Origin of the sequence: Aeromicrobium sp. CFBP 8757, assembly GCF_014841755.1 — a bacterium.
GTDB lineage: Bacteria > Actinomycetota > Actinomycetes > Propionibacteriales > Nocardioidaceae > Aeromicrobium.
The window spans coordinates 251,778-264,487 of sequence record NZ_JACYUM010000001.1; the positions used below are offsets into that span (position 1 = coordinate 251,778).

General features: G+C 70.4%; 12 protein-coding genes. 9 read left to right on the top strand and 3 right to left on the bottom strand.

Going from position 1 to position 12,710, the window contains the following annotated elements:
• Positions 1–4: 4 nt before the first annotated feature.
• From IFT73_RS01205 to mftR, 3 genes are all read right to left on the bottom strand, one after another.
• A complete protein-coding gene (locus IFT73_RS01205) occupies positions 5–1,111 on the bottom strand; it encodes an alkene reductase (protein ID WP_192165957.1) in 1,107 nt (368 codons plus the stop codon).
• Positions 1,112–1,136: 25 nt separating this feature from the next.
• Positions 1,137–2,957: a GAF domain-containing protein gene (locus IFT73_RS01210; protein WP_192165959.1), complete on the bottom strand. Its 1,821-nt coding sequence runs from the start codon at positions 2,955–2,957 to the stop codon at positions 1,137–1,139.
• Between the two features lie 187 nt (positions 2,958–3,144).
• On the bottom strand, positions 3,145–3,750 hold the full coding sequence (gene mftR, locus IFT73_RS01215; protein WP_192165961.1) for a mycofactocin system transcriptional regulator: 606 nt from the start codon (positions 3,748–3,750) through the stop codon (positions 3,145–3,147).
• A gap of 109 nt (positions 3,751–3,859) precedes the next feature.
• Here mftR and mftA point away from each other — a divergent pair, with 109 nt between their 5' ends.
• The 9 genes from mftA to IFT73_RS01260 all read left to right on the top strand — a co-directional run bounded on the left by mftA (position 3,860) and on the right by IFT73_RS01260 (position 12,686).
• The gene (gene mftA / locus IFT73_RS01220; RefSeq protein ID WP_192165963.1) at positions 3,860–3,967 is read left to right on the top strand and encodes a mycofactocin precursor MftA; all 108 of its coding nucleotides are present in this window, start codon (positions 3,860–3,862) and stop codon (positions 3,965–3,967) included.
• Positions 3,968–3,983: 16 nt separating this feature from the next.
• Positions 3,984–4,286, top strand: a complete 303-nt coding sequence (mftB, locus tag IFT73_RS01225; protein WP_192165965.1) for a mycofactocin biosynthesis chaperone MftB — start codon at positions 3,984–3,986, stop codon at positions 4,284–4,286.
• Positions 4,283–5,548: a mycofactocin radical SAM maturase gene (mftC, locus tag IFT73_RS01230; RefSeq protein WP_192165968.1), complete on the top strand. Its 1,266-nt coding sequence runs from the start codon at positions 4,283–4,285 to the stop codon at positions 5,546–5,548. The genes mftB and mftC overlap by 4 nt, the downstream gene beginning before the upstream one ends.
• A gap of 17 nt (positions 5,549–5,565) precedes the next feature.
• Positions 5,566–6,807, top strand: a complete 1,242-nt coding sequence (mftD, locus tag IFT73_RS01235; RefSeq protein ID WP_192165970.1) for a pre-mycofactocin synthase MftD — start codon at positions 5,566–5,568, stop codon at positions 6,805–6,807.
• Between the two features lies 1 nt (position 6,808).
• Entirely contained in the window at positions 6,809–7,531 is a 723-nt protein-coding gene (mftE, locus tag IFT73_RS01240) for a mycofactocin biosynthesis peptidyl-dipeptidase MftE (RefSeq protein ID WP_192165971.1), read from the top strand.
• Positions 7,528–8,925, top strand: a complete 1,398-nt coding sequence (gene mftF / locus IFT73_RS01245; protein WP_192165972.1) for a mycofactocin biosynthesis glycosyltransferase MftF — start codon at positions 7,528–7,530, stop codon at positions 8,923–8,925. The genes mftE and mftF overlap by 4 nt, the downstream gene beginning before the upstream one ends.
• The gene (locus tag IFT73_RS01250) at positions 8,922–10,532 is read left to right on the top strand and encodes a GMC family oxidoreductase (protein ID WP_192165973.1); all 1,611 of its coding nucleotides are present in this window, start codon (positions 8,922–8,924) and stop codon (positions 10,530–10,532) included. Before mftF ends, IFT73_RS01250 begins: the two co-directional genes overlap by 4 nt.
• Positions 10,529–11,653: an N-ethylmaleimide reductase gene (gene nemA / locus IFT73_RS01255; RefSeq protein WP_371811125.1), complete on the top strand. Its 1,125-nt coding sequence runs from the start codon at positions 10,529–10,531 to the stop codon at positions 11,651–11,653. Before IFT73_RS01250 ends, nemA begins: the two co-directional genes overlap by 4 nt.
• A 178-nt stretch (positions 11,654–11,831) precedes the next feature.
• The gene (locus IFT73_RS01260; RefSeq protein ID WP_192165974.1) at positions 11,832–12,686 is read left to right on the top strand and encodes an SDR family NAD(P)-dependent oxidoreductase; all 855 of its coding nucleotides are present in this window, start codon (positions 11,832–11,834) and stop codon (positions 12,684–12,686) included.
• Positions 12,687–12,710 lie beyond the last annotated feature (24 nt).

Here is a 12,710-nt window from a genome sequence, read left to right on the forward strand (position 1 = left end):
GGGGTCAGACGCTGACGTCGACGGCCGGGTAGTCGGTGTACCCCTCCGGCCCGCCGCCGTAGAACGTGGCGGGATCGGGGTCGGCGAGCTCGACACCCTGCGCGAGTCGCTCTGCGAGGTCGGGGTTGGCGATATAGGGACGTCCGAAGGCGGCCAGGTCGATCAGACCGCGGTCGACGTAGTCGGCGGCGAGGTCACGGGTGACGCCTCCGGCCAGGATGACGGGCTTGCCCAGCGTCGTGCGGAAGTCGTGAAGGAACTCCGCGGAGAACGGGATGCCGCCGCTGGCCTGGTCGCCCAGGTGCACGTAGGCCAGGGGACGCTGCGCGAGCTCGGCGGCGAGATGCAGGTAGGTCTCCCGCGTCTCGTCGTAGGGCGGGTTGTCGAACACTTCTCCGTACGGCGAGAAGCGGACGCCGACGCGGCCGTCGCCCATCGCCGCCAGTGCGGCGTCGACGACCTCGAGCACCAGGCGGGCGCGGTTCTCGATGGTCCCCCCGTAGTGGTCCTCGCGGTCGTTGAGGCCGGGGTTGAGGAACTGCTCGAACAGGTAGCCGTTGGCGCCGTGGATCTCGACGCCGTCGAAGCCCGCGGCTGCGGCATTGGCAGCGGCCTGCCCGAAGTCGGCGACGACGCGAGCCAGCTCGTCGGTCTGCAACGCGCGCGGCGGGGTCGTGGCGGCGAACTCGGGCGTGCCGTCGGCGCCGACGACGAAGGCCATCGTGCCCTCGCCTCGCGGCGAGCGGTCGGTCGAGCTGACCGGCGCGCCGCCATCAGGCTGCAGGGATGAGTGAGACACGCGTCCGACGTGCCACAGCTGGACGAAGATGACGCCGTCGGCCTCGTGGACCGCTCGGGTCACGCCGGCCCAGCCGCGGACCTGCTCGTCGTTCCAGATCCCCGGGACGAAGGCGTATCCCTGCGCCTCAGGCGAGACGCAGGTGCCCTCGGTGATGATCAGGCCGGCGCCGGCGCGCTGCCGGTAGTACTCGGCGGTCGTCCCGTCGGCGACGGTGTCGGGCCGTCGGGCACGGGTCATGGGAGCCATGACGATGCGGTTCTTGAGGACGTGGGGTCCGAGGTCGAAGGGCGCGAACAGGTTCGTGGGCATGGTGTCCTTTGTCGTGGTGGATGGTTCAGATGGGGTTCGGGGATGCCGCGAGCAGCTGGAGGGCGGTCCGCGCTCGGATGAGGTCGTCGAGATCGTCGGGGTCGACCGTCGACAGGTCACGGATGCGCCCCAACCGGTAGCCGACCGTGTTCTCGTGGACCCCGAGCGCCGTGGCGGCGGAGCGTCGGCTCATGCCCGCGTCGAGATAGGCATCGAGCGTGCGCACCAGTGCTCCGCCGTGCGCCGCGTCGTAGTCGGTCAATGGCCGCAGGACGCGACGGGCGTGCTCGATCGCATCACCCAACGCGCCTCGCCGATGGGCGAGGCGTAGCACGGCGCCGCCCTCGAGGTCGAGCACCTGCGGCGGCATGCCGGCGGCGACGACGGCCTCGACGAGGTGCCGGGCGTCCTCGACGGCTCCCGGCAGGTCGACGAGGTCCGGCTGTGGGGCGGACACCACCACGAACCGGACGTCCAGCATCGCCGCCAACGTCGGCAGTGCGCCGCTGACGGATCGGATCAGTGCGTCCTGCGTCGTGGCGGTGTCGGCGCCGGTGCAGGCGACCGAGAACAGGATGACGTCCGCCGGACCGAGGCTCGTCGACGCCACGACCACGAGCGACCGCAGGTTGCCGGTGTGCGTCGACAGGATCGAGCGGAGCGCCTCGAGTCGCTCTGCGGGCGACACGCCATCCGAGCCATCCGTCGGGTGTCCGGCGGCGGTGCGGTCGAGGTAGACGATGCCGTGCCGTCTGTCCGGGTCGAGCGCGGCTCGGTCGGCGACCGCGCAGAGGCGTCTCGGGTCGGGGTGTGGCCGGGAGATCTCCGTCATGAGGTCGTCGAGGCGTGCTGCTGCGCCGAGGGCGGCACGACGGTCGAGCAGTGACGCGAGGCCGATGGTCGCCGAGGCGTGGGTCAGAGCACTCACGTCGACCCGGTCGAACGGCCTCCCGGTCTCGCAGACCTGCACATACCCGAGTCGTTCGCCGCGGGTGAGGAGTGGGACGACCATGGTGCGGTGCGGCCACGCGGGCCCGGCCGGGGTGATCACGAACGGCTCGCCGGCATCGAGTCGTCGGGTCACGGCGCGGGGCCAGGTGGCGAGCGGGCCGCGGCAGGCCCCCGCACTCGGGTGGGCCGGTCCGGTGTGCGGGGCGTCGTACTCGACGCGCCGCAGGTCGGCGTCGTAATGCGCGGCGGGGCGGTCGAGCGAGGAGCCCAGGACTCGGACGAGGGTGGCGGCGTCGGAGCCGACGCCGGCCGCGGCGTCGTCGATCGCCGACCGGACGGCGTCGGAGCGGCTCAGCACAACGAGTCGACCCTCGACCGCGTCCCCGTGCGCGGTGCGTCGCGCGAGCTGCGAGGCCAGGTGCACGATCGGTGCCACCAGCCCGGCGAAGGCCTGGGCGACCTGGATGTCCTGCCGGGTGTACGTCCGATGGTGTCCTTGGTTGTCGACGTAGACGATGCCGATGACGTCGTCGGCGACGACCAAGGGGATGCCCAACATGTCGCGCACCCCCCAGATGCGCATCACCCGACGAAGCAGGCGGGGGTCGCGGGGGTCGTCCTGCAGCACCACCGGCGACATCGATCGGAGGATCTCGGCGGTGAACTGGTCTGCGGCAGTGCCGGATACGAGACGACTGACTCGGCCGTCGATGACCTCGCCGGCGGCGCAGAAACCGACCTGTCCCTGGAACGTGCCGTCCTCACGACGGAGGTAGACCGAGCAACGATGAAGGGCCAGCAGCTCGCACATCCGCCGGCCGATGAGTCTCAGCAGCTCGGCGACGGGGACCTGACCCGTGGCCAGGACGGCGACGTCGTGGAAGGCTTCGACCACCGGGACGCGCCACGGTCGTGGAGACTCCGCGGGACCGGCGGCCAGGCTCGACATCCTCATGGACTGGTGCACCCCGCTCGAATGTGAATGACTCTCTACAAACTGGTCGTCCCAGAATGGGTCTTCAGTTGACGGCTGTCAAGGCGTCGGGTGCGGCGGGGGGCCGGGGTGCAGGTGCGAACGACGGTCAAGCGGCGGGGCCGTGGCCGAGGTAGGCCCTGAGTCCGTCGAGCTGCTCGTCGAGCAGCGTCGGCAGACAGCTGCTCGGATCGTCTAGCCACTGCTCGTAGGTCGCGACGGAGACCGCCAGGCTGACATGTCCGATGAGCCGTGGCAGGTGGTCGTCGACCTCCAGGCACAGTCGTCGCGCGACGTATCCGGCGATGACCTCGCGCCAGGCCGCGTACTTGATCGCCGAGTGGGCCTGCAGGGCGGGCGTCCGCAGGATCAGCCGCATGCGAAGTCGGTGCTGGTCCAACGCGGAGTCGTCGAAGGTGTTGAACGCGACCACGCACCCGTGCACAGCCTCCGCCAGCGAGGTTCCTTCTGGCACGGACTCGAACTGCCGCCGGAAGTGCTCCAGCGAGGCGTCGAACTGGCCCCAGGCGATGTCGTTCTTGGAGGGGAAGTACCGGAAGAGGGTCCGCTTGCCCACGCCGACCGCGCTCGCGATCTGGTCCATCGTCGTCTCGTCGAACCCTTGGGCCTCGAACAGTCGGAACGCCGCGTGCTCGATCGCTGCGTGGTCGGTGGCCGCCGGTCGACCGACGGTGCGCGCGTGGGAGGCAGTCATGGCAGAGCGAATCTTACATTCTGCGTCGACCTCTTCCTTTATGGCGTTGCATGCCACTATTGTATGTCCCACGTCACAGAGCGCTGTGACCCCGACCACAGGAGCCTTCATGAACCTGAGCCCCACCTCCGACACGACCGCCACCGAAGAGCTCGCACTCGACGCGTCGGACCTCATCGAAGAGGTCTCGATCGACGGCATGTGCGGCGTCTACTGAGCTCATGACCATGACGATGCCGACCACAGACTCCATGCTCGACGAGGCGTGGAACCTGTCGCCTGCCGTGGCGCTGCGCCCTGAACCCTTCGGTGCGATGGCCTACCACTTCGGCAACCGCAAGCTCACGTTCCTCAAGCGCATGCTGCTCGTGGAGGTCGTCCGCGGCCTCGCCGCCCACCCCGACGTCCGCTCGACCCTGGAGGCAGCCGGCGTGCCCGAGTCCCAGTGGCCCGGTTACGTCGCGGCGCTGCAGGGCTTGGCCGGCACCGACATGATCCGCCCGCGCACCACGAACGCGAAGGAAGCAGTCGCATGACGATCCTGGAGACCCGTCCCGTCGTCGCCCGTCCCGAGGGCGGCAGCCTGATCGAGCAGTTCGAGCTCGGGTTGGATGCGCCGATCTGCCTGACGTGGGAACTGACGTACGCCTGCAACCTGGAGTGCGCGCACTGCCTGTCGTCGTCGGGCCGGCGCGATCCACGCGAACTGAGCACCGAGCAGTGCAAGGCCGTGATCGACGAGCTGCAACGTATGCAGGTCTTCTACGTCAACATCGGCGGCGGCGAGCCGACGATCCGCCCCGACTTCTGGGAGCTGCTCGACTACGCGGTCTCGCACGACGTGGGCGTCAAGTTCTCGACCAACGGGGTTCGCCTCAACCCTGAGCGGGCCCGCTTCCTGGCATCGACCGACTACGTCGACGTCCAGATTTCGCTGGATGGCGCCACACCCGAGGTCAACGACTACGTCCGCGGGCCCGGCTCGTTCGACACCGCCATCACCGCCTTGAAGAACCTGCAGGACGCAGGCTTCGAGGACGCGAAGATCTCGGTCGTCTGCACCCGCCAGAACATCGGCCAGCTCGACGAGTTCAAGGCCATCGCCGACCAGTACGGCGCGACGCTGCGCCTGACGCGCCTGCGTCCGTCGGGTCGCGGCGCCGACGTGTGGGACGAGCTGCACCCGCTGCCCGAGCAGCAGCGCGAGCTCTACGACTGGCTCGTGGCCAACGGCGAGAACGTCCTGACGGGCGACTCGTTCTTCCACCTCTCGGCCTTCGGGGTCGCCGACGGTGGGGGAGCACTGCCGGGCCTCAACCTGTGCGGCGCGGGTCGCGTGGTCTGTCTGATCGACCCGATCGGCGACGTGTACGCGTGCCCGTTCGCGATCCATGACAACTTCCTGGCCGGCAACGTCCTGGCCGACGGCGGGTTCGAGAACGTCTGGCAGATGTCCGAGCTGTTCCGTGACCTCCGTTCGCCGCAGACCTCCGGCGCCTGCACGTCGTGCGCGTTCTTCGACGCCTGCCGCGGCGGCTGCATGGCCGCGAAGTTCTTCACCGGCCTGCCGCTGGACGGACCCGACCCGGAGTGCGTCCGTGGCTTCGGCGAGGACGCGCTCGCATCGGGCGAGCGCGTGCTGCCCGAGCAGGGCAAGGACCACTCGAAGAAGAACCCCACCCGCAACCAGCCGGTCATGCTGACGCTCTCGCGGCGCGACGACGCGCTCGCTGTCCAGGCGACGAGACCGCCGGTCTCGGCGTGCGCCGAGAATCCTCTCGCCGGCTTCACCCTCTGATCGAAACGAGAATCCGCATGTCAAAGAATCCCTGGGCTCAGAACCCCTGGTTCGAGTCCGTCGCCGTCGCCCAGCGGCGCGCCAAGAAGCGCCTCCCGTCGTCGGTCTACGGCGCGCTCGTGGCCGGGTCGGAGCGCGGTCAGTCGACCGCCGACAACGAGGCCGCTTTCATGGAGCTGGGCTTCGCCCCGCACGTGGCGGGGCACCAGCCGGAGCGGTCGATGACCACGTCGGTGATGGGTCAGCCGATCTCGCTGCCGGTCATCATGTCGCCCACTGGGGTGCAGGCCGTCCACCCCGACGGCGAGGTCGCCGTGGCGCGAGCCGCAGCCTCGCGCGGAACGGTGATCGGTCTCAGCAACTTCGCCTCCCGTTCGGTCGAGGAGGTCGTCGCCGCCAACCCGCAGACCTTCTTCCAGATGTACTGGACCGGTGACCGCGACGTCATGATCCAGCGCATGCAGCGCGCGCACGCCGCCGGAGCCGTCGGCCTGATCGCGACGCTCGACTGGTCGTTCTCGATGGGACGTGACTGGGGCAGCCCCGAGATCCCTGAGAAGGTCGACTTCAAGACCGCGCTCAAGTTCGCGCCCCAGGTGATCCGCAAGCCGCGCTGGCTCGCGTCCTTCGCGAGCGACCTGCCCGACCTGACGGCACCCAACCTCGCCGCCCCGGGCCAGGCCAAGGGACCGACGTTCTTCGGCGCCTACTACGAGTGGATGAGCACCCCGCCGCCCACGTGGGAGGACGTGCAGTGGATGCGCGAGCAGTGGTACCAGCTCTCGGGCAGGCCCTTCATGCTGAAGGGCGTGTGCCGGGTCGACGACGCCCGCCGCGCGGTGGACCTGGGCGTCGACGCCATCTCGGTCTCCAACCACGGCGGCAACAACCTCGACGGCACCCCGGCCCCGATCCGCACCCTGCCCGCCGTCGCCGACGCGGTCGGCGACCAGATCGAGGTGCTGCTCGACGGCGGCATCCGCCGGGGCAGCGACGTCGTCAAGGCCGTCGCGATGGGTGCCCGCGCCGTGATGATCGGCCGGGCCTACCTCTGGGGCCTCGCGGCCAACGGCGAGGCCGGCGTCGGCAACGTCCTGGACGTCCTGCGCGGCGGCATCGACTCCTCGCTGCTCGGCATGGGTCTGTCGTCGATCGACCAGCTCGACCGCGACATGCTCGTTGTCCCGGCCGGTTTCGAGCGCAGACTCGGCGCGGCAGTCACCTCGGCCGTCCCGGACGACATCGCGGCGACGGCCTGACGTGACGCTGCTCGCCGACGCTACGTGGACCGACCTGCCGCACCGGCCGATGGTGCTGGTGCCGGTGGGTTCGATCGAGCAGCACGGCCCCCACCTCCCGCTCGACACCGACACGGCGATCGCCGAAGCGGTCGCTCGTGGAGCGGCAGAGTCCCTCGACGGGGGACTGGTGGTCGTCGCTCCGCCGATCACGTACGGGTCCAGCGGCGAGCACCAGTCGTTCGCGGGCACCACGTCGGTGGGATCGGACGTCCTGCAGGCGGTCGTCACCGAGATCGTCCGGTCCATGGCCACCTGGGCGGGGCGGATCATCTTCGTGAATGGGCACGGCGGCAACGTCGCGCCGCTCGCCAAGGCAACCTTTCGCATGGCTGCCGAGGGACATGACGTCGCGTGGGTGCCGTGCGCGACCGAGGGCGTCGACCTGCACGCAGGGCTGACCGAGACCTCGCTGATGCTGCACCTGCGGCCGGAGTCGGTGCGGATCGAGCACGCCGAGGCTGGCGAGACCCGACCGTTGGCGCAGATCCTTCCCCTGGTGATGGCCGGCGGCATAGCGGCAGTGTCACCGAACGGTGTGTTGGGCGATCCGACAGGTGCCTCGGCCGAGCACGGCGAGGAGGTGCTGAGAACGATGGTGGTCGACGTGGTTCGCCGCATCACGTTCGGATCGACCGATGCCCACGGCACCCTCACCCTCCCGTCGGCCCGCGCAGCCCGGTGACGACCCGGTCGGATGACCTCCTGGACGGATTCGCCGTCCGGCTGCACGACGACGTCGAGGTGGGCGACTTCCTCAGGTCGGGCTCGCGGGTCGTGCGGATCAGTCCTGTCGCACGAGACCTCATATGCGACCGGGACCTGGTGGCCGACTCGCCGGCCCGAGCCGGGCTCGCGAGCCGGCTGCTCGACCTTGACCTCGCCGATCCGGTGCTCGACGGTCTCCCGTCGCCCGCCTTGGACGAGCTGACCGTCGTCGTGCCGGTGCGGGACGATCACGCAGGGGTCGACGACCTGCTGACTGGTCTATCGGGCATGGTCCGGGTGGTCGTCGTGGACGACGCGTCGCGAGACGCCGGCGAGCTCGTGCGGGTCGTCGACCGACACGGAGCGCGTCTCGTGCGGCTCGATCACAACCTCGGGCCCGCCGCGGCGCGCAATCTCGGATCGATGCAGGTCGTGACGCCGTACGTGGCATTCGTCGACTCAGACGTCCAGGTCTCGCCCGACGCGCTGCGCAGACTGCTGCGGCACATGGTCGATCCGGGTCTGTCCGCGGTGGCACCTCGCATCAGGGCGACCGGGGGCGACGGCTGGTTGGCGGCGTACGAGGACGTGAGCGGCTCGCTCGACCTGGGACCGGTGCCTGCCACGACGCGCGGCTGGTCGTCGGTGGCGTACGTCCCCAGCGCCTGCCTGGTGGTGCGCATGGCGGACCTGGGTGCCGGCTTCGACACGCGGATGCGCTGCGGCGAGGACGTCGACCTGGTGTGGCGGATGCACGCTGAGGGCCGACGGGTGCGGCACGCCGCCGAGATCGACGCGCGTCACCGGAGCCGCCGGTCCACGGGCCGGTGGCTGGGTCGCAAGGCCTTCTACGGCACGAGCGCCGCGCCCCTGGCCGCACGGCACGCAGACCGCGTCGCTCCGGCCGTCCTGACACCCGCTGCCGCGACGGCCGTCGCCGGTGTGCTGGTGCAGCGGCGTTGGTCGTTGGCACTCGCGACGGTCGCCGCCGCGATGGCGTCGCGGCGCGTGGTGTCCGCCGTGCCCGAGCTGCCCGCCGAGCAGAAGCGAGCGGTCCTCGTCGCGACGGGAGTCGGAGTGGCTCGCCAGACCTCGGGGCTCGTGCTCCGTCACTGGTCTCCGGCCGCGCTCGTGCTGTGCCTGCTGTCGGGGCGCGTCCGTCGGGTCGTCGCGGTGCTGTCAGTCGCGGACGGCCTGCTGTCCTACCGTGCGCTGCATCCGCGCCTCGACCCGGTGCGCTTCGTGCTGGCACGGCGCGCCGAGCACCTCGCCTACGGGGCCGGTGTGTGGTGGGGTGCCTTGCGAGCCCGGTCGCCGCGATGCCTCGCGCCGCGGTGGCTGCCGATGACGACGAGACGGACGCGTCGATGACCTACGACTACGTCATCATCGGGGCCGGAGCGGCCGGCTGCGTCCTGGCCAACCGCCTGTCGGCCGACCCCGCGGTCGACGTGCTGCTCGTGGAGGACGGCGGCCGCGGCCACAATCCACTGCTGGCCGTCCCGAGGGCTTTCTTCTTCACCCTGCGGTCCGACCGCTACGTGCACCGCTACCCGACCCGCCCTGGCACGACGGGCGACCCGTCGGAGGTCTGGGTCCGCGGTCGCGGCCTGGGGGGGTCGACCTTGGTCAACGGCATGATGTACGTCCGCGGTGCCGCCGCCGACTTCGACGCAGTGGAGGCCGCGGGCAACCCCGGGTGGGGAAGCGCCGCGTTCCTGCGGGCCTACCGTGAGCTGGAGGACCACTCGCTCGGTGCTTCCACGTCGCGCGGGGCTGGCGGACCGCTCGCGGTGTCGGTGCCGAGCCGGGGCGACGAGGTCACCGCCGCCCTGTTCGAGGCGGCTCGGTCGGTCGGCCTGCGTCGCACCGACGACTTCAACGACTCGGACGACGAACGTATCGGATACACGCCCGCGACGATCCACCGTGGGCGCCGGGTCAGCGCCGCCTCCGCGTTCTTGGCACCGGTTCGGCGCCGTCCCAACCTGACGGTCATGACTGGTTCACGGGCCGAGCGGATACTGCTCAGGGGCCGGCGCGCGACCGGCGTCGCGATCGTCGGGGGAGGCCGGGCTCTCGAGGTCCGGGCCCGACGGGAGGTGCTGGTGTGCGCGGGCACCGTCGAGAGCCCGTTGCTGCTCGAGCGGTCAGGCGTCGGGCGCTCCGACGTCCTTCGGGCGGCGGGCATCGAGACCCTCGTCGAGAGCCCGAACGTCGGTGAACGGGTCGTCGAGCAGCGCGCGGTCAGCATGCAGGTGCGCTTCCGCGACCGCCACGGGCCGACCGAGTCGTTGAACACCCTTGCCAAGCAGGTGCTCGGAGGCGCCCGTTATCTCGCGACCCGTCGGGGACCGATCGCCACGGGCGGGTACGACGTCGTCAGTGCCTTCCGCTCGTCCCCGCAGGTCGATCGTCCAGACGTGCAGGGAGTGTGGGTGCCCATGGCGATCGACGAGACGTCCGAGGAGATGAGGCTCGCGCCGTACTCGGGGATGCTCTTCACGGGGTACGCGCTCCGGCCCACGACGACCGGCTCGGTGCACGTGGGTCCTGCGACGACGGGCCGCGCGCCCGTGGTGACGACCGCCTTCCTCGAGGACGCCGTCGAGCGTGCCGCGACCGCGTCGATCCTTGACCACGCCCGTCGCGTCCTGTCGATTTCGCCCTTGGCGGACCTGGTGTCCGACGAGGTCTTTCCCGGGCCGTCGGTGTCGACGCCGGACGAGGTCGTCGGGCATGCGCGTCAGCACGGGAACGGGATCTACCACGCCGTCGGCTCCTGCGCGGTCGGACCGGACGACGACGATGTCGTCGACGCGGCCCTGCGGGTCAGGGGAGTGGACTGTCTGAGGGTCGTCGACGCGTCTGTCCTGCCGTTCCAGGTGTCCGGCAACACGGCCGCGCCCGTCATGGCGCTCGCCTGGTTGGCCGCGGATCTCATCATCGGTTCCTCGACAGACGGGGCATCGACGTGAGGCCGCCTCCAGCCGGTCGACCGGGGCGCGACCGCGACCTGCTGTCCGAGCCGCTCACCGTCGGTGCCCTCGACCTTCCGCACCGGGTGTGGATGGCTCCGCTCACGCGCATGCGGGCGACGGCTCCGGCGGACCTGCCGAACGACGCGATGCTGCGGTACTACGTGCAGCGAGCCGGCGCCGCCATGATCGTCTCGGAGGGCACGCAGGTCTCGCCCGAGGGCAAGGGGTACATGGACACACCGGGCATCCACAGCGCGGAACAGGTGCGCGGGTGGCGCCGCATCACGGACGCCGTCCACGAGGCCGGCGGGACGATCGCGGCCCAGCTGTGGCACGTCGGTCGGGTCTCCCATGCGTCCTTCCACGGTGGGCAGGCGCCGGTCTCGGCCAGTGCGTCGCCTTTCAGGAATCGCACCACGATCCGTGGGGACGACGGTCAGCCGGTACGTGTGCCCTGTCCCACCCCGCGGGCGCTCGCGCTCGAGGAGATCCCCCGACTCGTCGACGACTTCCGGCGGGCGACCGCGAACGCGCGCACAGCCGGTTTCGACGCCGTCGAGGTGCACGCCGCCCACGGGTATCTCCTGCACCAGTTCCTCTCGACGGAGTCCAACACCCGTGACGACGCCTACGGCGGGACGATCGACAACCGCGCACGCCTGGTGCTGGAGATCGTGGACGCCGTCTGCGAGGCGTGGGAACCGGATCGCGTGGGTGTGCGCATCTCGCCGGTCGGGCGCATCAACGGCCTCGACGACCCGGCCGGTGCGGACACGGGGCTGCACGTCGCGGCCGAGCTGGTCCGTCGCGGCCTGGCCTACCTGCACCTGTCCGAACCGGACTGGACCGGAGCAGCTCTGCTCCCGGACGGTCTCCGGCGTGAGCTCCGGTCGGTCTATCCGGGAGTCATCGTGGCGGCCGGCGGATACACGGTCCAGAAGGCGGTGCCGCTGATCCGGGAGGGACTCATCGATGCCGTGGCCTTCGGGAGGGCCTTCATCGCCAATCCTGACCTGCCGCAGCGACTGGCCCGGGACCTGCCCCTCAACGAGCCCGTTCCCGAGACGTTCTACGGCGGCTCGGAGATCGGCTACACCGACTACCCGTCGTTCACCTGAGCGCGTGTCCGACGTCCCTCGACGCTGCGCGCGTTCGATGAGATCCACGTCACGACACAAATAGATGCTTGCGCAAGCATTTATCTAGTAGTCTCGAAGATGTCGCAGAGCATCGGCCGAGAGACGGACGAGCGCCACGGCGGCCGGGACATACCCGGTGTGGGCAGGAGGCCTCATCATGAGCATCAATCGAACAGCCGTCATCACCGGAGCCGGCAGTGGGCTGGGGCGCGACATCGCGCTCGGCCTGTCAGCCAAGGGCTACCGCGTGTTCGGCACCGCGATCAGCGCCGAGGAGATCGAGGAGCTCGAACGCTCCTCCGATGGCGCCGTCACCCTGGCGCGCGTCGACATCACCGACGAGGAGTCGGTCCGGACGTGGGCGTCCACCATCGCGCCGCAGCTCCCCGACGGCCTCGGGGTCCTGGTCAACAACGCCGGCATCCTCACCCCAGGCCCCCTGGAGGTCATCCCGATGGCCGCGATCCGGCGCGAGTTCGAGGTCAACGTGTTTGGCGCCCTCAGTGTCACCAACGCATTCCTCCCGTCGCTCCGCGAGGCTCGGGGGCGGTTGGTCCAGGTCAGCACGATGTCGGTCGACTTCCCGGTCCCCTTCAACGGTCCGTCGAGCGCCTCCAAGGCCGCCTTCGAGGCCTTCTCGACCATCTACCGTGCAGAGCTGGCGAGCTTCGGCATCGACGTGGTGGTGGCGGTTCCGGGCAGCATGCGCACTGGCGGCCCCGCCAAGACCGCGGCGGCGCTGGACGCCGTCCGGGCGAGCCTCACGGACGAGCAGCGCTCACTCTACGGACCGTCCTTCGAGGCGTTCGTGGCCGTCCTGAACGCCGGCCAGTCCGGAGGGATGCCGTCTGCAGACGCCGCCGCAGAGATCGTCGAGCTCGTCGAGCAGACGCCCGTCCCGCGGCGCGTGCCGGTCGGCGAGGAAGCAGCGGCCTTCCTGTCGTACGTCGCCGGCACCTCACCCGAGGATCAGGACGCGCGCCGGTTGAGCATCATCACGCCGACCTCGTGACACCCTCACCGGCCACCATCGGCC

What these genes read in the sequence shown, in the direction of transcription:
- IFT73_RS01205 (WP_192165957.1), bottom strand. Translation starts at nt 1,111, where the DNA reads ATGCCCACGAACCTGTTCGCGCCCTTCGACCTCGGACCCCACGTCCTC.
- mftR (WP_192165961.1), bottom strand. Translation starts at nt 3,750, where the DNA reads ATGACTGCCTCCCACGCGCGCACCGTCGGTCGACCGGCGGCCACCGAC.
- mftA (WP_192165963.1), top strand. Translation starts at nt 3,860, where the DNA reads ATGAACCTGAGCCCCACCTCCGACACGACCGCCACCGAAGAGCTCGCA.
- mftB (WP_192165965.1), top strand. Translation starts at nt 3,984, where the DNA reads ATGCCGACCACAGACTCCATGCTCGACGAGGCGTGGAACCTGTCGCCT.
- mftC (WP_192165968.1), top strand. Translation starts at nt 4,283, where the DNA reads ATGACGATCCTGGAGACCCGTCCCGTCGTCGCCCGTCCCGAGGGCGGC.
- mftD (WP_192165970.1), top strand. Translation starts at nt 5,566, where the DNA reads ATGTCAAAGAATCCCTGGGCTCAGAACCCCTGGTTCGAGTCCGTCGCC.
- IFT73_RS01250 (WP_192165973.1), top strand. Translation starts at nt 8,922, where the DNA reads ATGACCTACGACTACGTCATCATCGGGGCCGGAGCGGCCGGCTGCGTC.
- IFT73_RS01260 (WP_192165974.1), top strand. Translation starts at nt 11,832, where the DNA reads ATGAGCATCAATCGAACAGCCGTCATCACCGGAGCCGGCAGTGGGCTG.